Raw genomic sequence first — 21,559 nt, 5'->3', positions numbered from 1 at the left:
ACAGAGAGCTGTGCGTTTTATTTTGGTTGTATTGTATTGAGTATTTTGGTGGAGATAAGCGGGTTCGAACCGCTGACCCCTTACATGCCATGCAAGTGCTCTACCAACTGAGCTATATCCCCATAATCTAGCATAATAGCACATTTTGTGTTTTCGTCAAGCGTGTATTTATAGAGTAATCGTATTAGTGGTTTAACTTATTGATTTTATTGAAATATTATTAAATATAGAAAATAATAATTCATTAAAAATTCAATATCTTATTATATTTTATATGATTGGTCTGTGTATATTTAAGTACAATAAAATCATTAAAGATATATTAATTTTATCAATTTTGCTGTATAATACTTTAGTCTTAGTTAGATAGGGGTGAAAGTCAAAAAAAGTGCGATGAGTAATACAATTCATCATTTTATCCAGTCTTCAATTTCTATTGCATTTTTAACAATCATTAGCTTTTCAACAGCATACTGTTATGGTTGGGGACAGGCTGTGGCTTATGGTTATCCTTGGTGGCATGTAGAAATCGGTAATGCGAGTATGGCAAGAAGCCTAGCTTATGTTTTTGTAACATCTCTTGTATTATTTTTATGTTATTTACTCGGTTATGCCTTTTTAAATAAAATTTCCAAAAATCAATATTTTCAACAAATTGGCTGGTTGCGTGTTATTGTTTTAGTTTCTGTTTTTACTATTCCTGTATTGCTTACTTTTTATCTATTTATTGGTGCTATTCCCGTATATTTAGCGATTATTTACATATTAATTAGCAGTTTTTGTGTGTGGATGTTTCATCAAAAATGGAATAATATCTCCTTTAAAATGGATTTTAGAATGATGCTGAAGCAACAACATTTTTGGATATTTAATTTATTTATTTTTGTTTATTTTAGTATGTTAGCATTGAGTATTGGTTATTTGCGTGCGGATTTACGTGTAACTTATGACTATATGCAACTTAATGATAAATATTATTATATATTATCAACCAATAGTGAAAACAGTTATATTATGGCAGAAAAGACGAAGGATAATGATGAGTTTGTATTTTTTAATCGAGAAAATCAGAACTATTATATTATCAATGTCGTGAAAAAACAGTAAATCAGGGACGATAATATTGCATTTAAAACCATTCTTTTTGTATTGAAATTATTATCATAATTCAAAGCCTTAGCTAGATAAAACACAATTAAACACTATTGACAACTTTAATAATAATATTTATCATTTCCAATCATTTTTAATATTGGAAAAAATAGAATGAAACCTAAATTTTATCGGCAGTTATTAGCCGTTTGTGTTGCGAGTTTAATGTCAGCGATGTCTTATGGGCAACAAAATGTCGAAGCTGAAGAAGTGTTGCCAACCATTGAAGTACAAGCAACAGCAGATGAGCAACCTAAAGTAAATGTTGTACAGAAAAAACGTGAAAATATTCAAACAGAAATGATCGGTAATAATCAGGATTTGGTGCGTTATACAACTGATGTCGGTATTGTAGATAATGGTCGTCATCAAAAAGGTTTTGCTATGCGAGGGGTGGAAGGCAATCGTGTTAATGTAGCTGTTGATGGTATTGCAACACCAGATTATGAGGAAAATTCACTTTATACACGGTATGGTAACTTAAATCAATCACGCTTAACGATTGACCCAGAGTTAATGGGTACAATTGATTTGGTACGAGGTTCAGATTCATTTAATTCTGGTGCTAATGCTTTAGGTGGTTCGGTTAATTATCGCACTATGAATGTGAAAGATGTGCTGACTGGCGATAAAAATTGGGGTATGTATTTTAAAAGTGGTTATGCAAGTAAAAATAATGAATGGACTAATACTGTAGCAACTGCGTTTGATAATGGTATGGTGGATGTGCTTTTAGCAGCAACACGCCGTCAAGGGCATGAGATGGAGAGTAAGGGTAATGGTGAAGACTTACAAGGTAGTAATCGTCGAGGTATTCCAGACCCTTCTGAACATACCAATAAAAGCTATTTAGCGAAATTGGGTTATCGTATTAATGATGCTCATCGTATTCATCTATCTTATAATCAACAAGATAATGAAAATTTTACGGATGAAAAATCTTACAATGGTTTTGGTTGGCGTGAAGCATTGGATATTGGTAAGCGTAAACAAGCTAATATTGGCTATGAATTTACACCTGAAAATAATATCATTTCTCGTGTAAAATTAGGTTTCGATTGGTCAAAAGCAGAAATTGGTGTGATTAATAATAAAGGCTCTTATAATTGGAGTGATAATTCTAAGAGACCTGTGAGTGAGATACAAGATCGTAACGCAATTACTACTTTTAAACAAGCAACAATTGGTGTAGATTTTATGCCATTTGAGACCAATGGTCATAGCCATCAATTTGCCTTACGCACGGGTTATTCTGATAAAGAAATGAAAATGTTATTATTGGATAATTTCTTCTTTTCAGGTGCATGGCTACCTACAGTTGAAACAACAATTCAAAATCCAACACAAACCAAAAATTATTATGTATCTTTAGCTGATAAAATTCAGTTTAATAGCATTTTCTCGTCTGATTTTGGTGTGAAATATGACCGTTATACTACAACACCATTAGATTTAAATGCACGTTGTATTATTTGTTCGCCTGATGTGAAAGAATTAAAGTTTAATGGTTGGAGTGGTTTAGTTGGTTTAAATGCACAATTAAATGATACTTGGAAATTAGCATATCAATTTTCAACAGGTTTCCGTATTCCAAGTGCGACAGAGCTATATTTTAGTTTTAATCATCCAGCAGGACAGTGGCGACCAAATCCAAATCTAAAACAAGAGAAAAGCCAAACACATAATTTAAGTGTAGAAGCACATAACGCAGTTGGTGATTTAAAAGCGTCGGTTTATCAAACGAACTATAAAGATTTCTTGTTTGAAACAGAAGGTATGGAAATGCAAGCAGGTTGGGGTGGAGGACGACCACGTGAACAACTTTATCAACAAATGATTAATTTAGATGATGCTAAAATTCGTGGTATTGATATAGAAGGTCGTTTGAATTTAGCTTCAATCAGTCCTGCCCCAGAAGGTCTGAGTGTGATGGGTGCTTTGGGTTATAGTACAGGTAAGTTGTCTAATGGTGCGAGTTTGTTATCAATTCAACCATTAAAATTGGTTACAGGTATTGATTATGTTGATCCAAATGGTAAATGGGGCGTATTTTCTCGTGTAAGTCATGCTCGTGGTAAATCTGCTAAAGATGCTCAAATTAACCAACAATCTGTAGAATGTACTGGCGGTTATACTCGCACATTAAATCCATATTATCCATCTGATTGGCGACCACAATATATTGAAACTTGTGATGAGTGGGGTTCTGTAGAAAATACGATTAGTTATCCTTGGTTAAATAAATCTTATACGACTGTTGATTTGTTTGGTTATTATAATCCTATTAAGAATTTAACATTGCGTGCAGGCGTGTATAATTTAACAAATCAGAAATATCATACTTGGGATGCATTGCGTGGTACTAATTCACATATTCGTAGTGGTACAACCAATACCATTGATAGAAATGGTATAGGTTTAGAACGCTACTATGCACCGGGGCGTAATTATTCAATGGCGATTGAATATAAATTCTAAGTTTTACTTATTTGTTTGTAAAATACCCCAAAATTTGAGTTTTGGGGTATTTTTTGTTTGCATTAAAAATAATTGTATTTTAAAGATTAGGCTCAAGCTCTCTTGCGTGGCGTATCGTTTCCATAATAATCAAGTTTTTATCTTCTTCATAAGAATACAATGCAACGTAGCCATATTTTCCCCATTTAATGGTAAGCTGTCGTAAATTTGGCAATTTTTCATTTGGAATAGGATGACCAAGCTTAGGAAAAGTCAAAAGCATATCAATCTTTTCAAAAATTGTTTGCATGGCTTCAGCGACTTTATGCGGTGCAGTTTCTTGTAAAAAAACCTTGAAGTCTTTGAAAATCTTGCCCTATACGTTCGGTATATATTATTTGTGGCATACTGGTGGTCTATGGTCAGTATTTGTCGATAGGGAATTTACCCATGCTTTCATTTCGTCATGAGTCGTGTGTAAACCTGTGGCTATATAATGTTCATGTGCTTCTACAGCATCATCTACAAATTGAGCAAACATAATTTGTTTCACTCGTTCTTGTATCATTTTTTCTTTTTCTTGCGGAGTCATAACTTCCAAAATAACTCGTCCTTGTTGTGTTATGCTCACAGGTTGTGTTAATGCGATACCAGTTAATCTATCAAAATTTTGTTTGGCTTCAGTGGTGGTAAACATTAGCATAGTTAAGCCTCAAAAATAAATTGTCTATTTTAACATTATAGAAAAAATAGACAAAAAATCAAATTATTTCAAATTTTCAAATGAATCATTGTGCTTTTAAATCACGTGGTCTAAAACCAGTCGCCAATAAAGCAATAGCATAACTGATAATACCTAAAGCAATTAAGCCCACTAATTGTACAATGCGTAATATTTCACTGGTATTACCATTAAAATATTGCACACCGAAATATAAAGCCACGCCCATAACGAGATTAGCAATGGTAAATTGTAAAGCTAATTTTTTCCAATGCCCACCAAAACGGAAAATATCACGTTTATGTAAATAATAATAAAGTAAACCTGCATTCACTAAAGCTGAACCCGATGATGCAATGGCTAATGCCATATGCTGTGCTTGCCAATTCATCCATTTAAAAATCATCACAAAAATAACAGTCAAAATTGCATTGGATGCAACAGCGATTAAACCAATACGCACGGGTGTTTTAGTATCTTGTTGAGCATAAAAACCGGGAGCAAAAACTTTAATTAACATAAATGAAATAACACCACCACTCATACATTGTAAAGCTAAAGCGGTCATTTGCGTATCAAAATAGTTAAATTGTCCACGTTGAAATAGTGTTTGAATAATCGGTGTAGCTAACATAAATAACGCAATACTAGCAGGAACACCTACAGTAATAATCACTTTACTTGCCCAATCCATCATTGCTTTAAATTTTACGGTATCTTGTTCTGCTTTTTTGGCAGAAAGTGATGGCAAGATGACTGTACCAATTGCTACGCCAATCACACCAAGTGGCAGTTCGGTCATACGCTCAGCACCATATAACCACGATACTGAACCATCTTGCATATAAGAGGCCCAAATTGTATTGAGTAATAAATTAATTTGCGTAACCGATACCCCAAATAAAGCAGGCAACATTAATTTTAAAATGCGTTCCACACCTTCATGTTTAAAATCTGGCTTAGGTGGGATTAATAATTTTTTACGCCATAATTCTGGTAATTGTAAAGCAAATTGTAATAACCCAGCGACAATGACTGCCCAACCTAATGATTTAATACCGTCATCTAAATAAGGTGTTAAAAATATTGCACCTAAAATCATGGATAGATTTAATAAAACTGGAGCAAAAGCAGGTGTGGCAAATGAACCATAACTATTTAAAATACTACTAGCAAATGCCGTTAATGACATAAACATTAAATAGGGCATAGTTAAGCGGAACATTTCAACCGTTAAGGTAAATTTTGCAGGATTTTCAGCAAAGCCAGATGCGTATAAATAAATAATTGCAGGTGCAAAAATCATTGCTGCAAGTGTAACTAAAGACATTACCAATAATAAACTGCCAAATACACGGCTAATTAAAATCTGTACTTCTGCATGTGTTTTGGTTGTTTTATATTCGGTTAAAACAGGAATAAAGGCTTGTGAGAATGAGCCTTCAGCAAATAAACGCCGAAAGAAATTAGGAATTTTAAAAGCAACGACAAAGGTATCGAAATCTTTACTTGCTCCAAATACATTGAGTAAAACGACATCTCGTACTAGACCCATTACACGAGAAAGCATGGTCATTGCACTCACGACCATTGTTGAACGCCATAACGCCATGAAAAAGTTCCGCTATTAAAGAATAGCCTATTTTAACATTTTATTGATGAGCATGAATAGATTGACATATTATCTATGTGTTCCATTTTGTGCTGATAATAATTGCCGAAAATATTGCCAATTAAAAAATGGACCGGGGTCGGTTTTGCGTATGGGAGCAATATCGCTATGTCCTGCAATATGTTGTTGAATTTTTGGATAGGCTTGGCGAATAGCGTGCGTAACATTAGCTAAAACATGATATTGCACATCTTCAAATGGTAAATCATCACTTCCTTCTAGTTCTATACCAATAGAATAATCATTACATTCTACCTTACCTAGATAGCTTGAACGCCCTGCATGCCATGCACGATGTTCAAAATTGACAAATTGAATTACCTGCCCATCACGCAAAATGAGTAAATGGGCAGAAACTTGTAAATCTTTAATCGTTTCAAAATAAGGATGAATAGATGAATCTAATTGATTTTGAAAGAATTGTTCAATGTAACCTCCACCAAATTGTGATGGAGGTAAACTAATATTATGAATGACTAATAAGCTAATTTCGCCTAATTTTCCATCAGGACGTTGATTAAAATTAGGCGAAGGAATTTGTTTTGCACCGTGTAATACGCCGTGTTGCACACTAAATTTTTGCATATTCTTTAGCCTGAAATGCTTCAATCATATCAAAAATTACGCTGGTTACATCACGACTTAAACTACGGTCGTTAAAAATTTCATAAGCAGAAATTGTAATATCCGTTTCACTTGGTAATAAACGCTGTTCTTGTTGAATTAACTCTTGAATAGGCAACAAAGTCTGACGCACCGAAAGATGAAGTACATCTTCTGCTACAACCGTTTCATCATCGATATTTAATTCCGATTTTTGAAAATAAGGCAACAAAACCTGTTGTAAAAAAGGTTGAATATCTTGAATATCAAACAATTCAATATCACGAGTTTGCTCAATCGTACTAATATAATCTTTACACTCGATTAGAATATGATAATAACTCATAATATTCTCCCAACTTTAAAAATAAATACAATCAATGCTATAATAACATGATTAAATTAAAAATTCATTATCCAATTATGACACAAACAGACGCAACATTACGCCCACAATTTTGGCAAAATTATCCACTTGAACAACTCAACACCCATGAATGGGAAGCCTTATGCGATGGCTGTGGTTTATGTTGCCTTGTTAAATTAGAAGATGATGAAAGTCGTAAAGTTTACTATACCAAAGTTGCTTGTAAACTATTAGATTGTAGCACGGGTTTTTGTAGTGATTATGCTAATCGTGGAAAATATGTCCCTGATTGCATTAAAATTTCAATGAAAAATATTCGTTATTTGACATGGTTACCACCAAGTTGTGCTTATAAACGTTTAGCTGAAGGGAAAAAACTACCATCATGGCATTATTTAATTAGTGGCTCACGCCAAACCGTGATTGATGCTAAAAAATCTGTGGCGGGACGTTGTATTTCAGAACTTGAAATTAGAGAACAAGATGTTGAAGATTATATCGTACGCTGGATTAAATAGTAAAAACTTGTTGTCAGCTATTGATTTTGTATAGGAATATTTTCCTTCCTTACAAAATTAAACGATGTAAATTATATCAATAAATTGTGAAAATGAATGACGTTAAAAGTAGTAAATTGAATAAAAAACAACCACTTGTAATAAATTAATAAAAAAAGTAGTTGCAAAGTATATTAAGTTACTGTAACATACGCACCTGTCGAGATAGCGTTAGTAAATAAAGCTAGTAAAATCAGGAACTTAGCTTATATTTGTATTGGGTTAAGTGATTTTAGAAGGTGTTATTAGTTTTGTTTTTGATGAAGTTTTAGTTTAAAAACAAAATAATTTTTTAAAATAAAGCTTGACAAAGATTTAAAACAGTATATAATATTCGACACTGAAATTATGAGTGATATTGAAGAGATATTACCTTACTCAATTAAAACATTTAGAAGAACAACTTGTGTGGATTTTTGCTATTATTGGATGGATTTTTATATTTTAAATTGAATATAAAGTTCATTTGATTTGGTAGAAATTGACTCGAGATTTATTTGAGCGAAAATTTTGCTAGTGATTGAATGGGCGAATTGGTATTTGTTGTTATGTTTATGATGATGAATGCTGATTAAGAATGAATTAAACTGAAGAGTTTGATCATGGCTCAGATTGAACGCTGGCGGCAGGCTTAACACATGCAAGTCGGACGGTTGAAGGGTGCTTGCACCTGGAGATAGTGGCGAACGGGTGAGTAATGCTTAGGAATCTGGCTATTAATGGGGGACAACAATTCGAAAGGATTGCTAATACCGCATACGCCCTACGGGGGAAAGCAGGGGATCTTAGGACCTTGCGTTAATAGATGAGCCTAAGTTGGATTAGCTAGTTGGTGGGGTAAAGGCCTACCAAGGCGACGATCCATAGCGGGTCTGAGAGGATGATCCGCCACACTGGGACTGAGACACGGCCCAGACTCCTACGGGAGGCAGCAGTGGGGAATATTGGACAATGGGCGCAAGCCTGATCCAGCCATGCCGCGTGTGTGAAGAAGGTCGTAAGATTGTAAAGCACTTTAAGTGGGGAGGAGGGTACCGATGCTAATATCATTGAGTACTGGACGCTACCCACAGAATAAGCACCGGCTAACTCTGTGCCAGCAGCCGCGGTAATACAGAGGGTGCGAGCGTTAATCGGAATTACTGGGCGTAAAGCGCGCGTAGGTGGCTAATTAAGTCGGATGTGAAATCCCCGAGCTCAACTTGGGAATTGCATACGATACTGGTTGGCTAGAGTATAAGAGAGGAAGGTAGAATTCCAGGTGTAGCGGTGAAATGCGTAGAGATCTGGAGGAATACCGATGGCGAAGGCAGCCTTCTGGCTTAATACTGACGCTGAGGTGCGAAAGCATGGGGAGCAAACAGGATTAGATACCCTGGTAGTCCATGCCGTAAACGATGTCTACTAGCCGTTGGAGTCGTATAAGACTTTAGTGGCGCAGCTAACGCGATAAGTAGACCGCCTGGGGAGTACGGTCGCAAGACTAAAACTCAAATGAATTGACGGGGGCCCGCACAAGCGGTGGAGCATGTGGTTTAATTCGATGCAACGCGAAGAACCTTACCTGGTCTTGACATACAGAGAACTTAGCAGAGATGCTTTGGTGCCTTCGGGAACTCTGATACAGGTGCTGCATGGCTGTCGTCAGCTCGTGTCGTGAGATGTTGGGTTAAGTCCCGCAACGAGCGCAACCCTTATCCTTATTTGCCAGCACTTTGGGTGGGAACTATAAGGAGACTGCCAGTGACAAACTGGAGGAAGGCGGGGACGACGTCAAGTCATCATGGCCCTTACGACCAGGGCTACACACGTGCTACAATGGTAGGTACAAAGGGCAGCTTAGTCGCGAGGCTTGGCGAATCCCAAAAAGCCTATCGTAGTCCGGATTGGAGTCTGCAACTCGACTCCATGAAGTCGGAATCGCTAGTAATCGCAGATCAGAATGCTGCGGTGAATACGTTCCCGGGCCTTGTACACACCGCCCGTCACACCATGGGAGTTTGTTGCACCAGAAGTGGTTAGCTTAAAAAAGGGCGATCACCACGGTGTGGCCGATGACTGGGGTGAAGTCGTAACAAGGTAGCTGTAGGGGAACCTGCGGCTGGATCACCTCCTTAACGAAAAAAAAGATTCGTTTGATGATAGTTAGAATCCACAACAAGTTGTTCTTCTGAAAGAGTTTATCTGAGGGTCTATAGCTCAGTTGGTTAGAGCACACGCTTGATAAGCGTGGGGTCATAAGTTCAAGTCTTATTAGACCCACCACTAATTGCAAGCACTTTAAAGTGCAAGTAGTTAAAAATATAGATGGTAAGATAAATGAAAAGCTATGGGGACTTAGCTTAGTTGGTAGAGCGCCTGCTTTGCACGCAGGAGGTCAGGAGTTCGACTCTCCTAGTCTCCACCATAAGTGAGGAATAGCAAAGATTAATAATCTTAGTCCGAACACAAGATAAAAATCTATGATTTTTCTGTACGGTATAGATTAAATGATTTATTTGATTGAATAAATTAGTTATTATGTTATAATAATTAACTTATGCAATTAAGTTCACTAAGTAAAGAAATTAGTGAGTAATTAAAGCATAAAATTTAAGTGATACTGATGAGGTATTACAGTTTTATAAGTGATAACACAGGTTAAAGCTATAAAACATCATTCATTAACAGCAAGAATTGAGTCTGAAAATAATTGTTCACTCAATAGATTGAAGTAGTCGTAAGATGAAAAGATTTAATTGAGGACTAGCAAAAACTGAATCAAGCGTTTTGGAATAGATTGTGTGACTTTAAGTTGAAAGAATGAATAGATATTTTAAAATATTTATTTAAACGACAATTTGGGGTTGTATAGTCAAGTGAATAAGTGCATACGGTGGATGCCTAGGCAATCAGAGGCGAAGAAAGACGTTGTAGCCTGCGAAAAGCGTCGGGGAGTTGGCAAACAAGCATTGATCCGGCGATGTCTGAATGGGGGAACCCACCTACCATAAGGTAGGTATCATTAACTGAATCCATAGGTTAATGAAGCGAACGAGGGGAAGTGAAACATCTCAGTACCCTTAGGAAAAGAAATCAATTGAGATTCCCTTAGTAGCGGCGAGCGAAAGGGGAGTAGCCCATAAAGTTTTATATAGTTTAGTGGAACGCTCTGGGAAGTGCGAACGTAGAGGGTGATATTCCCGTACACGAAAGGCTATATAAGATGATGACGAGTAGGGCGAGGCACGTGAAACCTTGTCTGAATATGGGGGGACCATCCTCCAAGGCTAAATACTCCTGATTGACCGATAGTGAACCAGTACCGTGAGGGAAAGGCGAAAAGAACCCCTGTGAGGGGAGTGAAATAGATCCTGAAACCGTATGCATACAAGCAGTAGGAGCATACATTGTTATGTGACTGCGTACCTTTTGTATAATGGGTCAGCGACTTATATTTTGTAGCAAGGTTAACCGCATAGGGGAGCCGTAGAGAAATCGAGTCTGAATAGGGCGTTAAGTTGCAAGGTATAGACCCGAAACCGGGTGATCTATCCATGAGCAGGTTGAAGGTTGGGTAACACTAACTGGAGGACCGAACCCACTGTCGTTGAAAAGCCAGGGGATGACTTGTGGATAGGGGTGAAAGGCTAATCAAACTCGGTGATAGCTGGTTCTCCCCGAAAGCTATTTAGGTAGCGCCTCGGACGAATACCATTGGGGGTAGAGCACTGTTTCGGCTAGGGGGTCATCCCGACTTACCAAACCGATGCAAACTCCGAATACCGATGAGTACTATCCGGGAGACAGACTATGGGTGCTAACGTCCATAGTCAAGAGGAAAACAATCCAGACCGCCAGCTAAGGCCCCAAAATCATAGTTAAGTGGGAAACGATGTGGGAAGGCATAGACAGCTAGGAGGTTGGCTTAGAAGCAGCCACCCTTTAAAGAAAGCGTAATAGCTCACTAGTCGAGTCGGCCTGCGCGGAAGATGTAACGGGGCTAAAACTATGTGCCGAAGCTGCGGATTTACATTTTATGTAAGTGGTAGGGGAGCGTTCTGTAAGCCAAAGAAGGTGGGTTGAGAAGCCCGCTGGAGGTATCAGAAGTGCGAATGCTGACGTGAGTAACGACAAAACGGGTGAAAAACCCGTTCGCTGAAAGACCAAGGGTTCCAGTCCAACGTTAATCGGGGCTGGGTGAGTCGACCCCTAAGGCGAGGCCGAGAGGCGTAGTCGATGGGAAATTGGTTAATATTCCAATACTTCTGTGTAATGCGATGAGAGGACGGAGAAAGTTAAGTCAGCCTGGCGTTGGTTGTCCAGGTGGAAGGTTGTAGGCATGTATCTTAGGCAAATCCGGGGTACTCTATGCTGAGAACTGATAGCAAGCTATACTTGTATAGCAAAGTGGCTGATACTCTGCTTCCAAGAAAAGTCTCTAAGCTTCAGTTACACAGGAATCGTACCCGAAACCGACACAGGTGGTCAGGTCGAGTAGACCAAAGCGCTTGAGAGAACTCTGCTGAAGGAACTAGGCAAAATGGTACCGTAACTTCGGGAGAAGGTACACTGTTGTTGGTGATGGGACTTGCTCCTTGAGCTGACGACAGTCGCAGAAACCAGGCCGCTGCAACTGTTTATTAAAAACATAGCACTCTGCAAACACGAAAGTGGACGTATAGGGTGTGATGCCTGCCCGGTGCTGGAAGGTTAATTGATGTGGTTAGCGCAAGCGAAGCTATTGATCGAAGCCCCAGTAAACGGCGGCCGTAACTATAACGGTCCTAAGGTAGCGAAATTCCTTGTCGGGTAAGTTCCGACCTGCACGAATGGCATAATGATGGCGGCGCTGTCTCCAGCAGAGACTCAGTGAAATCGAAATCGCTGTGAAGATGCAGTGTACCCGCGGCTAGACGGAAAGACCCCGTGAACCTTTACTACAGCTTGACATTGAACTTTGACCTTACTTGTGTAGGATAGGTGGGAGGCTTAGAAGCAGAGACGCCAGTTTCTGTGGAGCCATCCTTGAAATACCACCCTGGTAATGTTGAGGTTCTAACTCAGTCCCCTAATCGGGGACGAGGACCATGTCTGGTGGGTAGTTTGACTGGGGCGGTCTCCTCCTAAAGAGTAACGGAGGAGTACGAAGGTGCGCTCAGCGTGGTCGGAAATCACGCAAAGAGTATAAAGGCAAAAGCGCGCTTAACTGCGAGACCCACAAGTCGAGCAGGTACGAAAGTAGGTCTTAGTGATCCGGTGGTTCTGTATGGAAGGGCCATCGCTCAACGGATAAAAGGTACTCTGGGGATAACAGGCTGATACCGCCCAAGAGTTCATATCGACGGCGGTGTTTGGCACCTCGATGTCGGCTCATCTCATCCTGGGGCTGAAGCAGGTCCCAAGGGTATGGCTGTTCGCCATTTAAAGAGGTACGCGAGCTGGGTTTAGAACGTCGTGAGACAGTTCGGTCCCTATCTACCGTGGGCGTTGGAAATTTGAGAGGATCTGCTCCTAGTACGAGAGGACCAGAGTGGACGAACCTCTGGTGTACCGGTTGTCACGCCAGTGGCATCGCCGGGTAGCTATGTTCGGAAGGGATAACCGCTGAAAGCATCTAAGCGGGAAGCCTACCTCAAGATGAGATTTCCCTAGTAATTTAATTACTCTAAAGAGCCGTTCAAGACTAGGACGTTGATAGGTTGGATGTGGAAGCATGGCGACATGTGAAGCTGACCAATACTAATTGCTCGTGTGGCTTGACTATACAACACCCAAGTTGTTGTATAAACACAATAATCCAAAATAAATGTGAAAACTTGATTCAGAAAATGCAATGAACAAAACAACTCAGCTCAATACTCGCTGTACCAGTTTCGTTGGCGACCATAGCAAGTGTGAACCACCTGATCCCTTCCCGAACTCAGAAGTGAAACCACTTAGCGCTGATGGTAGTGTGGTGTTAACCATGTGAGAGTAAGTCATCGCCAACTCCTTTTTAAATAAAAACCTTCAATCAAATAAATAATGGTTGAAGGTTTTTTATTATGGAAGGAAAGGTAGTAAATAGAAAGATATCAGAAAAAATTAGTCATCGGTTTGTTGAGTAAACTTTTTAATTAAAATGCTTAGCTGTTTATTATTTTGCTGAAAGGCTTTACAAGCAGGACACATTAAACTATGAAGATAAACATTAAAATGTTGTATTTTACTTAAATCTTGTTCATGACTTAAAGATATTAGTTGTGTGATTTTTTGACAATTAAACATAGCGATTATTCTTTATTAAACCATTTTTCAGATAAGCAAACTTGCAATTGCAATCTTGCCCGATATAAACAAGTATGTAAATTAGCCGATGAGATTTGGCAAATTTGACAAATTTCATCACTAGGCATATCTAAATGTTCACGCATAATGAAGACTCGAGCCTGTAAAGCAGGTAAATTTTCAAGACAAATGGTTAAAATATCCCAAAATTGCTGCTGATATACGCTTTGTTCGGTACTTTTCCATTCATTCACTTGAAATACATCTTTATCCCAATTTCCATTGTGGTGGAATAAAGTATTTTCAATATACTCTATCTCTTGATACTCCTTTGATGAACATTTTTTGATAGCTCGGAAATGGTCAATAATTTTATGCTTTAAAATGGCAAATACCCATGTTTTAAAGGCTGATTGATTTTGAAAAGTATGAGCATACTGGCAAGCACTAGTAAATGCTTCTTGTACCATGTCTTCAGCTAAATCAATCTGTTGTAGTTGTAAGCGAGCAAAATGGAGCATTTGTTGGCGTAACTCTTCCAACTGTTGCGTATCCAGTTGATAAATTGACAATCGCAGTATTCCTTAGGTTGGGATAGGGTAAATCACACTCGCTCTAACCCATTTACTCCAAGACTGTTCAAGGAGATGGGCAAATTCAATATTATTGGCAATGACTTCACTTAAGGCATTTTGTAAATCTTGTAATGAACACTGTTGCTCACTAATATAGGACAATACGCCAAAATCAATTTCATTTAAGGTTTGATAATACACATCAAATTCATGATTTCGCCAAACTAACACATTGCTTGGTTCATCAGTCATTTCACTAAAATTTGATGATATAAAATTCACAGGATAACTGCGTAAAAATGATGCAGGGGAGAGTTGCATTGTAGTATGTTCGTCCCAAATAGTCACTTTAGGTACATCAACCATCGCCACTTCTGCCAATAATTGCGTATGTTCAAAATCCATCAAGGCTAAAATATCATCGCTGAATAATTGTTGATTTTGACAATAGTGTAAAAATTCGCCTGCAATTTCTTGGAAAAATGATGTATGCGACTGCCCAGATAAGATAAATTGTTGTTGAGCCTGATGCCATTCGTCATCACAAAATTTAGGTGTTTCAGTAAAACAACGATTGATAAAACCTAAAATGTTATTGTGTACCAAGCGAGTATAAATGCCCAAACGTTGTGCTGGGTGAAGTTCAGGCGTATCACTATGCCCCAAACGCACCGCTTTGGCGAGTGCGTGTTGGGTTTCAGCAAGGCTTGATGTTTTTTTTAAGTCATTCATATTATGATACTTTTTTATAGATTTCCGTTTTAGCATATTGGTGTTGTAAATCAGCAATATGTTGCACTTCGGCATATAATTCTGCAAAAGGAGGAAAATTAAAATCACGCTCAAGCAAAGTTGCAGGAATATGCGGTAATTTTTGATAAGTGTAAGCCAATAAATCCCACACATCGCCTTTTACCGCTTCGCCATGCGTATCCACTAAAATGCGTTGTTGTTCGCCATTGTCCACACTTGGATGTTCTTCATCGTGTCCTGCAATGTGGATATAATTTACCCGTTTACCATCAACACCATCCAAAAATACATAAGGATCAAGTAAGCCGTGATTGACACTATTGACATAAATATTATTGACATCAAGATGGATACCGCAATCCGCTTCTTGGGCAATGGCATTTAAAAATTCCACTTCATTCATGGTACTTGTCGGTGAATGCAAATAATATGATGTATTTTCTAACGAAATTTGCATACCTAGAAAATCTTGTACATAGCGAATACGTTCTGCAGTATGTTTTACCGCCTCTTCGGTAAATGGCATGGGTAATAAATCGTACAAATGCCCATCACATTCACAAAAGCTCAGATGTTCTGAAAAAAATGGAATATTGTAGCGTTGCAATAAGTATTTGATACCATTGAGTAACTCTTGGTCAAGTGGTGCTTGTCCGCCTAAGGATAATGACAATCCATGCAATGATAATGGAAAACGTTCTGCCACTTGGTCAAATTGATAGCGTGCTGAACCGCCCATTTTTAACCAATTTTCAGGGGCGATTTCCAAAAAATCAATCACATGATGTTCTGGTAATTGTAAAAAGTGTTGAGCGATGTCTCGGCGATAACCTAAACCTGAACCTGTGAGCATATTGATATTCCTAATACGATAGAAGATAATGTTATTCTTAATTTATCATAAATTATTGATAAAAAGGGGAAATACTCATTTGCCCATATATTTATATTATTTCAATATTATCAATAAGCTATATAATAAATTGGAGAATGGCGTAAAAATGGGAATGATGTATTCCCATCTTCAATGATGATAACTTATTTTTTCGGTTGAGCACCGCAAGCACCTTCACCACATTTGCCTTCGGCAGATTTTACGCCATCAGCTTTTTTGGCATCAGCACCACATTTGCCTTCACTCGCTTTATCAGCATGATGATGAGCGTGATTTGCACCGCACGCACCTTCGCCTGCTTTGTGTGTATGTTGATGTGCATGATTTGCCCCACACGCACCCTGACTAGCTTTCTGAGAAGTGGTTTTTTTGGTTACTTTTGCTGTTTTCTGAGCTTTTTGCACGTTTTGTGTTGATTCAGCTTGAGCAGTTGTACCACATACTGCTACGGTTAATGCACCTGCAAGTGCAAGTAATGATGTTTTTTTCATAATATATGCTCTCTTATCATACAGAAATAGCGTTATAAAACGCTATTTCCATACTAAAATTATTTTTTCTCTTCAGTTTTAGGTGCTTCTGTAGTTGCCTCTTTTTTAGGCTCAGCACCGCACTTACCTTCGCCACATTTGCCTTCAGCAGATTTAGTAGCATCAGCTTTTGTAGGCTCAGCACCGCATTTCCCTTCGCCACATTTACCTTCAGCAGATTTAGTAGCATCAGCTTTTGTAGGCTCAGCACCACACTTGCCTTCGCCACATTTACCTTCAGCAGTTTTGCTATCGGTTGGAGTAGGTGTTGCTGTGTTTGCTGGTGCAGTTTCAGCAGGTTTGTTTGGATTTTGTGTTGCTGGTGTTTCTGTTTTTGTTGGAGAACACGCAGCAACCGTTAAAGCACCTGCTAAAGCAAGAAGAGTTGTCTTATTCATAGAACATAATCCTATCTAAATGAACAATTAAAGATGTTTAAACCAACAAGGCAATGATGATTTTTTCTGCAACCAATATTGTACAGAAAATAAACCAGAACCTTGCATTAAAATGGGAATCAGCATCACAATATACATCAACGCCATTTTATAACCATTTTGACAGACATTATAGCCTGCATCGCTATGGACAGCATACCACGCCACGCTGGTTAAAATGATTAAAATACCAGCACTTAATCTTGGCAATAAACCAATCACCAATAATACAGGTACGACTAATTCTGCATAAGTCGCTAGTTGCCAGTTAATGTCAGCAGGTAATGCTGAAAACGGCATTGGAAATTGTGCTTGGATATCCGCAAACCAATTTTGTCCACGCCATTTTTCTAAGCCAGCCTCAAAAAATTCATAGGCGAGAAATAGACGTAAAACCAATAAACCTAATCCAGTTGCCATTAGACTATAAAGATTTTTGTGCATAATAATTACCTATAAATATATCTTATTATTTAGACGGAGAAATGGCAAAAATCTTACAAAATTTTTGATAAATATAAAATGTTTGTGTGTTTTTTATTCTATTATAAATTAAAAAAGCAATTCAAGTGTTTTGAATTGCTTTTTATATGATGGATAAATCAGCATTAAGCATAATCAATTAAACTTAAACTCACTTTATTGCGTAGTAAACGTGTAATAGATATAGCTTGACCACGAGTATTTAACTCAAAATCTACTTCTTCACCTACCTGAGGTAATTCTGAACTTAAGAAACTTGCTGCTGAAAATGGATATGGACGTTTTGTACCATACTTACCAACTTTCGCTAAAATTAACCCCGTACCATCAACACTAGAAAATGTAATCACTCGACCTTGCATTGTTAAATCTCCTCTTAGCATATCGCTATAAAATATGGTGGTAATATAACTGAATATTTTATAAACAAATAGAGTAAAAAATCAAAAATTACATAAATTGACAAAATCATATCATTAACGATGATTTTTTGCTGATTATGTCTCATAAAAAGTGTGATTTAACTTTAAAATTTGTTAATTAATTATTGAATTATTTGTTTGATTTTAAAAATATTATCTAATAAAACGATAATATATGTGATTTGTATCTATATTTTAAGTTTGCTAAATGAATATAAAAAGTTATATAAGTCAGCATTAATTTAAAGTTAGTGTAAATTTTTAAATAATTTACCTTGATTTTATTTAATATCACCCAATATAAATAAAGATATGATTTTATTCTCCTGACAGTTCAGTAGTTTTTAATGACTGATACGAAAAGGACTGTACCATGTTCAAAAACTTATTTAAACGGAGTAGCAAAATGACTACAGAGCAAAACGCAACCCCAGAGCAAGAACAACTTGAAAATGCTGAAAATGTTGAGCAAGCTGAAGTCAGCATTGAAGATTTACAAGCCCAAATCGCTCAACTCGAAGGTGATTTAAAGCTCGAAAAAGCCCGTACTGCCAATGCAGTGTACGAAGCACAAAAAAGTGTGGAACGCATTCAACGTGATGCCGAAAACCACAAAAGTATGGCTTTAGAAAAATTTGCGAAAGAATTGCTCGACAGCGTAGATAATTTAGAACGTGCGATTCAAGCCACGAGCCAAGAACAAACCGCAACTTTGGAAGGCTTAGAATTAACCTTAAAATCATTGCTTTCAACTTTGGAAAAATTTGGCGTTGCTGTGGTTGATACCGCCAATGGCTTTAATGCAGAGTTTCATCAAGCGGTGGGAATTGACCCAAATGCCAAAGCCAATGAAATCGGCACAGTATTGCAAAAAGGCTATACACTCAATGGTCGCCTGCTCCGCCCTGCAATGGTAATGGTTGGTGCTTAATCATTAAGCTGAGAACAATATGAGTCGCTATCTCATTACTTTTGATATGGATACCAACTGTTTAAAAACACATTATCATGGCAATAGCTACAATAATGCCTATAATGATATCAAAACTGTTCTTGCTAAACATGGTTTCGATAATATTCAAGGTAGTGTGTATTTAGGGTATGAAAATGTGAGTGAAGCACATGGAACCATCGCCATTCAGGAGCTAACTGCTCGTTTTGACTGGTTTTATTCCTGTGTGTCTAATATCAAATTTTACCGTGTTGAAAGTGATTTAGATGCTCAATTCATTGCTGATGGTGTGTATCATGCTAAGCAAGCCTTTATACAACGGATTGAACAGTTAAAAAAAACGTTGGTACAAGCAGGTTTGACAGATGAACAAATTGCAACCATATTATCCCAGCAGAATTTTGAGTTAGATGGTTTAACATTACCATTAAAAAGTAGTGTAAATTAGAATTTATCCTATTACTGGTATAAAGCGTATTTTTACTTGGTTGGACTGTAGGGGCGAAACATTTTTCGCCCAAAATCAATCCATTATCATTGGGCGAATGATTATTCGCCCCTACACTAACAATTTGCATCTGCTTTTAACTCAACAATCCCTAATCATTGCAGTTTATTAAGTGTGTATGCTATTTTTCACAGGTGATTGACCAAATTGACAGAAAATTTTTAAAATATTTTTTAAAATTTTCTTGAAATTTCACAAAGCACACTCATATAGAAGATAACTGAAATTAGATTTAAAAATTTTTGAGGTAACATATCATGGCTAAAATTATCGGTATTGACTTAGGTACAACCAACTCATGTGTATCTGTACTTGAAGGTGATAAAGTTAAAGTTATTGAGAACGCTGAAGGGGCTCGTACCACACCATCAATTATTGCCTATAAAGATGGTGAGACTTTAGTCGGTCAGTCAGCAAAACGTCAAGCGGTAACGAATCCTAAAAATACATTATTCGCCATCAAACGTTTAATTGGTCGCCGTTATGATGACCAAGCCGTACAAAAAGACATCGGTTTAGTGCCATACAAAATTATTCGTGCAGACAATGGCGATGCGTGGGTTGAAGTAAACGATAAAAAACTTGCACCACAACAAATCTCTGCTGAAGTTTTGAAAAAAATGAAGAAAACTGCAGAAGATTATTTAGGTGAAACAGTGACTGAAGCGGTGATTACAGTTCCTGCTTATTTTAACGATGCACAACGTCAAGCAACTAAAGATGCAGGTCGTATCGCTGGTTTAGATGTTAAACGTATCATTAACGAGCCAACTGCAGCAGCATTAGCGTTCGGTATGGATAAAAAAGAAGGCGACCGTAAAGTAGCTGTATATGACTTAGGTGGTGGTACATTTGACGTATCAATCATTGAAATTGCTGACCTAGACGGAGACCAACAAATCGAAGTATTATCAACCAATGGTGATACTTTCCTAGGTGGTGAAGATTTCGATACAGCTTTAATCGACTATTTGGTTGAAGAGTTCAAAAAAGAACAAGACGTGAATTTGAAAAATGACCCAATGGCTTTACAACGCTTAAAAGAAGCTGCGGAAAAAGCAAAAATTGAGTTATCTTCTTCAAATGCAACAGAAATTAACTTACCATATATCACCGCTGATGCATCAGGTCCTAAACACTTAGTGATTAACGTGACTCGTGCAAAATTAGAAGGTTTGGTTGCGGATTTAGTTGAGCGTACCATTGAGCCTTGCCGTATTGCGTTGAAAGATGCTGGCTTATCAACATCTGATATTTCTGATGTGATTTTGGTCGGTGGTCAATCTCGTATGCCATTGGTTCAACAAAAAGTTCAAGAATTCTTTGGTAAAGAACCACGTAAAGATGTAAACCCTGATGAAGCAGTAGCGATGGGTGCAGCGATTCAAGGTGCGGTATTGTCTGGCGATAAGAATGACGTATTATTACTTGACGTTACGCCATTAACTTTAGGTATTGAAACTATGGGCGGTGTATTAACACCAATCATTGAGAAAAATACCACAATTCCTGCGAAAAAGTCTCAGGTATTCTCAACAGCAGCGGACAATCAACCTGCGGTAGATATCCAAGTGTATCAAGGCGAGCGTAAAATGGCTGCCCAAAATAAATTATTGGGTCATTTCCAATTAGGCGATATTCCACCTGCTCCACGTGGCGTACCGCAAATTGAAGTGTCATTCGATATTAACGCTGATGGTATCTTAAAAGTATCTGCAAAAGATAAAAGCACTGGTAAAGAGCAATCAATTCAAATTAAGGCAAACTCTGGTTTGAGCGATGCTGAAATTGAAGCGATGATTAAAGATGCTGAAGCCAATGCTGAAGAAGACCGCAAGTTTGAAGAATTAGCCAAAGCACGCAACGAAGCTGATGCCTTAATTGCAAGCTCAAATAAAGCGATTAAAGATTTAGGCGAGCAAGTGACAGCTGATGAAAAAACTGCGATTGAAACTGCGATTTCTGAACTTGAAACTGTTGCAAAAGAAAATGATATTGAAGCGATTAAAGCGAAAACTGAAAAACTTCAAGACATCATTATGCCAATTACGCAACGTGTTTATGAACAAGCTCAACAAGCAGGTGGTGCGCAAGGTTTTGACCCAAATGCCTTTAATCAAGCACAAGATGCAGGTAAAAAAGCAGATGACGGCGTAGTCGATGCTGAATTTACTGAAGTCAAAGACGATAAAAAATAATCGTTTTTGTTAAAGTAAAGCCGTCAAT

Annotated in this window: 19 protein-coding genes, 3 tRNA genes and 3 rRNA genes; 11 read left to right on the top strand and 14 right to left on the bottom strand. The window is 37.7% G+C overall.

Features of this window, described 5'->3' with window-relative positions; all coding sequences use genetic code 11:
- Positions 1-46: 46 nt before the first annotated feature.
- A tRNA-Ala gene (locus LU301_RS10835) sits at positions 47-122 on the bottom strand.
- 271 nt (positions 123-393) lie between these two features.
- Between LU301_RS10835 and LU301_RS10830 the strand changes: the two genes are divergently transcribed.
- Together LU301_RS10830 and LU301_RS10825 are read left to right on the top strand one after the other, a co-directional pair.
- Positions 394-1,107 carry a hypothetical protein gene (locus LU301_RS10830; protein ID WP_305270703.1) on the top strand — a complete coding sequence of 238 codons (714 nt, stop codon included), beginning with the start codon at positions 394-396 and terminating at the stop codon, positions 1,105-1,107.
- A gap of 159 nt (positions 1,108-1,266) precedes the next feature.
- Positions 1,267-3,630: a TonB-dependent hemoglobin/transferrin/lactoferrin family receptor gene (locus LU301_RS10825; RefSeq protein ID WP_305270701.1), complete on the top strand. Its 2,364-nt coding sequence runs from the start codon at positions 1,267-1,269 to the stop codon at positions 3,628-3,630.
- A gap of 79 nt (positions 3,631-3,709) precedes the next feature.
- Here the strand turns inward: LU301_RS10825 and LU301_RS10820 are convergent, their stop codons facing one another.
- From LU301_RS10820 to LU301_RS10800, 5 genes are all read right to left on the bottom strand, one after another.
- On the bottom strand, positions 3,710-3,919 hold the full coding sequence (locus tag LU301_RS10820; protein ID WP_305270699.1) for a type II toxin-antitoxin system RelE/ParE family toxin: 210 nt from the start codon (positions 3,917-3,919) through the stop codon (positions 3,710-3,712).
- Between the two features lie 84 nt (positions 3,920-4,003).
- Positions 4,004-4,312 (bottom strand): hypothetical protein, encoded by a 309-nt coding sequence (locus tag LU301_RS10815; RefSeq protein WP_305270697.1) that lies wholly within the window; start codon positions 4,310-4,312, stop codon positions 4,004-4,006.
- An 85-nt stretch (positions 4,313-4,397) separates the two neighbouring features.
- Complete coding sequence (murJ, locus tag LU301_RS10810) at positions 4,398-5,942, bottom strand: murein biosynthesis integral membrane protein MurJ (protein WP_305270695.1); 1,545 nt, start codon at positions 5,940-5,942, stop codon at positions 4,398-4,400.
- A gap of 69 nt (positions 5,943-6,011) precedes the next feature.
- Entirely contained in the window at positions 6,012-6,587 is a 576-nt protein-coding gene (gene ampD, locus LU301_RS10805; protein ID WP_305270693.1) for a 1,6-anhydro-N-acetylmuramyl-L-alanine amidase AmpD, read from the bottom strand.
- On the bottom strand, positions 6,574-6,951 hold the full coding sequence (locus tag LU301_RS10800; RefSeq protein WP_305270691.1) for a hypothetical protein: 378 nt from the start codon (positions 6,949-6,951) through the stop codon (positions 6,574-6,576). The genes ampD and LU301_RS10800 overlap by 14 nt, the downstream gene beginning before the upstream one ends.
- Positions 6,952-7,028: 77 nt before the next feature.
- On the opposite strand from LU301_RS10800, the gene LU301_RS10795 reads away from it, so the two are divergent.
- The 6 genes from LU301_RS10795 (at position 7,029) to rrf (ending at position 13,501) form a co-directional block, all read left to right on the top strand.
- Positions 7,029-7,490 carry a YcgN family cysteine cluster protein gene (locus LU301_RS10795; RefSeq protein WP_305274065.1) on the top strand — a complete coding sequence of 154 codons (462 nt, stop codon included), beginning with the start codon at positions 7,029-7,031 and terminating at the stop codon, positions 7,488-7,490.
- A 623-nt stretch (positions 7,491-8,113) separates the two neighbouring features.
- Positions 8,114-9,646 (top strand): 16S ribosomal RNA (locus LU301_RS10790).
- Between the two features lie 71 nt (positions 9,647-9,717).
- A tRNA-Ile gene (locus LU301_RS10785) sits at positions 9,718-9,794 on the top strand.
- A gap of 66 nt (positions 9,795-9,860) precedes the next feature.
- Positions 9,861-9,936, top strand: a tRNA-Ala gene (locus tag LU301_RS10780).
- Positions 9,937-10,381: 445 nt separating this feature from the next.
- Positions 10,382-13,275 (top strand): 23S ribosomal RNA (locus LU301_RS10775).
- A 111-nt stretch (positions 13,276-13,386) separates the two neighbouring features.
- A 5S ribosomal RNA gene (gene rrf / locus LU301_RS10770) occupies positions 13,387-13,501 on the top strand.
- The 16S, 23S and 5S rRNA genes sit together here with 2 tRNA genes alongside, the layout of an rRNA operon.
- Before the next feature lie 94 nt (positions 13,502-13,595).
- Here rrf and LU301_RS10765 read toward each other — a convergent pair.
- From LU301_RS10765 to LU301_RS10730, 8 genes are all read right to left on the bottom strand, one after another.
- A complete protein-coding gene (locus LU301_RS10765) occupies positions 13,596-13,778 on the bottom strand; it encodes a zf-HC2 domain-containing protein (RefSeq protein WP_305270689.1) in 183 nt (60 codons plus the stop codon).
- 5 nt (positions 13,779-13,783) lie between these two features.
- Positions 13,784-14,350, bottom strand: a complete 567-nt coding sequence (locus LU301_RS10760) for a sigma-70 family RNA polymerase sigma factor (protein WP_305270687.1) — start codon at positions 14,348-14,350, stop codon at positions 13,784-13,786.
- Between the two features lie 12 nt (positions 14,351-14,362).
- On the bottom strand, positions 14,363-15,085 hold the full coding sequence (locus LU301_RS10755; RefSeq protein WP_305270685.1) for an HvfC family RiPP maturation protein: 723 nt from the start codon (positions 15,083-15,085) through the stop codon (positions 14,363-14,365).
- Between the two features lies 1 nt (position 15,086).
- Positions 15,087-15,959: an HvfB family MNIO-type RiPP peptide maturase gene (locus tag LU301_RS10750; protein WP_305270682.1), complete on the bottom strand. Its 873-nt coding sequence runs from the start codon at positions 15,957-15,959 to the stop codon at positions 15,087-15,089.
- A gap of 185 nt (positions 15,960-16,144) precedes the next feature.
- Positions 16,145-16,492, bottom strand: coding sequence for an HvfA family oxazolone/thioamide-modified RiPP metallophore (locus tag LU301_RS10745; RefSeq protein WP_305270680.1), 348 nt, complete (start codon positions 16,490-16,492; stop codon positions 16,145-16,147).
- Positions 16,493-16,551: 59 nt separating this feature from the next.
- Complete coding sequence (locus tag LU301_RS10740; RefSeq protein ID WP_305270678.1) at positions 16,552-16,929, bottom strand: HvfA family oxazolone/thioamide-modified RiPP metallophore; 378 nt, start codon at positions 16,927-16,929, stop codon at positions 16,552-16,554.
- A gap of 27 nt (positions 16,930-16,956) precedes the next feature.
- The gene (locus LU301_RS10735; protein WP_305270676.1) at positions 16,957-17,412 is read right to left on the bottom strand and encodes an HvfX family Cu-binding RiPP maturation protein; all 456 of its coding nucleotides are present in this window, start codon (positions 17,410-17,412) and stop codon (positions 16,957-16,959) included.
- A 164-nt stretch (positions 17,413-17,576) separates the two neighbouring features.
- Positions 17,577-17,813 carry a hypothetical protein gene (locus tag LU301_RS10730; RefSeq protein ID WP_305270674.1) on the bottom strand — a complete coding sequence of 79 codons (237 nt, stop codon included), beginning with the start codon at positions 17,811-17,813 and terminating at the stop codon, positions 17,577-17,579.
- Between the two features lie 466 nt (positions 17,814-18,279).
- Between LU301_RS10730 and grpE the strand changes: the two genes are divergently transcribed.
- The 3 genes from grpE to dnaK all read left to right on the top strand — a co-directional run bounded on the left by grpE (position 18,280) and on the right by dnaK (position 21,531).
- Entirely contained in the window at positions 18,280-18,804 is a 525-nt protein-coding gene (grpE, locus tag LU301_RS10725) for a nucleotide exchange factor GrpE (protein WP_305270672.1), read from the top strand.
- A gap of 19 nt (positions 18,805-18,823) precedes the next feature.
- Positions 18,824-19,273, top strand: coding sequence for a hypothetical protein (locus LU301_RS10720; protein WP_305270670.1), 450 nt, complete (start codon positions 18,824-18,826; stop codon positions 19,271-19,273).
- 317 nt (positions 19,274-19,590) lie between these two features.
- The gene (dnaK, locus tag LU301_RS10715; protein ID WP_305270668.1) at positions 19,591-21,531 is read left to right on the top strand and encodes a molecular chaperone DnaK; all 1,941 of its coding nucleotides are present in this window, start codon (positions 19,591-19,593) and stop codon (positions 21,529-21,531) included.
- Positions 21,532-21,559: the final 28 nt, after the last annotated feature.

The sequence above is a fragment of the Moraxella sp. ZY210820 genome, assembly GCF_030674635.1.
GTDB lineage: Bacteria > Pseudomonadota > Gammaproteobacteria > Pseudomonadales > Moraxellaceae > Acinetobacter.
This window is presented reverse-complemented; position numbering and strand designations above follow the sequence as displayed.

Excerpts from the sequence above, each read along its gene's own strand:
- LU301_RS10830 (WP_305270703.1), top strand. The coding sequence starts at position 394 with ATGAGTAATACAATTCATCATTTTATCCAGTCTTCAATTTCTATTGCA.
- LU301_RS10825 (WP_305270701.1), top strand. The coding sequence starts at position 1,267 with ATGAAACCTAAATTTTATCGGCAGTTATTAGCCGTTTGTGTTGCGAGT.
- LU301_RS10820 (WP_305270699.1), bottom strand. The coding sequence starts at position 3,919 with ATGCAAACAATTTTTGAAAAGATTGATATGCTTTTGACTTTTCCTAAG.
- LU301_RS10815 (WP_305270697.1), bottom strand. The coding sequence starts at position 4,312 with ATGCTAATGTTTACCACCACTGAAGCCAAACAAAATTTTGATAGATTA.
- murJ (WP_305270695.1), bottom strand. The coding sequence starts at position 5,942 with ATGGCGTTATGGCGTTCAACAATGGTCGTGAGTGCAATGACCATGCTT.
- ampD (WP_305270693.1), bottom strand. The coding sequence starts at position 6,587 with ATGCAAAAATTTAGTGTGCAACACGGCGTATTACACGGTGCAAAACAA.
- LU301_RS10800 (WP_305270691.1), bottom strand. The coding sequence starts at position 6,951 with ATGAGTTATTATCATATTCTAATCGAGTGTAAAGATTATATTAGTACG.
- LU301_RS10795 (WP_305274065.1), top strand. The coding sequence starts at position 7,029 with ATGACACAAACAGACGCAACATTACGCCCACAATTTTGGCAAAATTAT.
- LU301_RS10765 (WP_305270689.1), bottom strand. The coding sequence starts at position 13,778 with ATGTTTAATTGTCAAAAAATCACACAACTAATATCTTTAAGTCATGAA.
- LU301_RS10755 (WP_305270685.1), bottom strand. The coding sequence starts at position 15,085 with ATGAATGACTTAAAAAAAACATCAAGCCTTGCTGAAACCCAACACGCA.
- LU301_RS10750 (WP_305270682.1), bottom strand. The coding sequence starts at position 15,959 with ATGCTCACAGGTTCAGGTTTAGGTTATCGCCGAGACATCGCTCAACAC.
- LU301_RS10745 (WP_305270680.1), bottom strand. The coding sequence starts at position 16,492 with ATGAAAAAAACATCATTACTTGCACTTGCAGGTGCATTAACCGTAGCA.
- LU301_RS10740 (WP_305270678.1), bottom strand. The coding sequence starts at position 16,929 with ATGAATAAGACAACTCTTCTTGCTTTAGCAGGTGCTTTAACGGTTGCT.
- LU301_RS10735 (WP_305270676.1), bottom strand. The coding sequence starts at position 17,412 with ATGCACAAAAATCTTTATAGTCTAATGGCAACTGGATTAGGTTTATTG.
- LU301_RS10730 (WP_305270674.1), bottom strand. The coding sequence starts at position 17,813 with ATGCAAGGTCGAGTGATTACATTTTCTAGTGTTGATGGTACGGGGTTA.
- grpE (WP_305270672.1), top strand. The coding sequence starts at position 18,280 with ATGACTACAGAGCAAAACGCAACCCCAGAGCAAGAACAACTTGAAAAT.
- LU301_RS10720 (WP_305270670.1), top strand. The coding sequence starts at position 18,824 with ATGAGTCGCTATCTCATTACTTTTGATATGGATACCAACTGTTTAAAA.
- dnaK (WP_305270668.1), top strand. The coding sequence starts at position 19,591 with ATGGCTAAAATTATCGGTATTGACTTAGGTACAACCAACTCATGTGTA.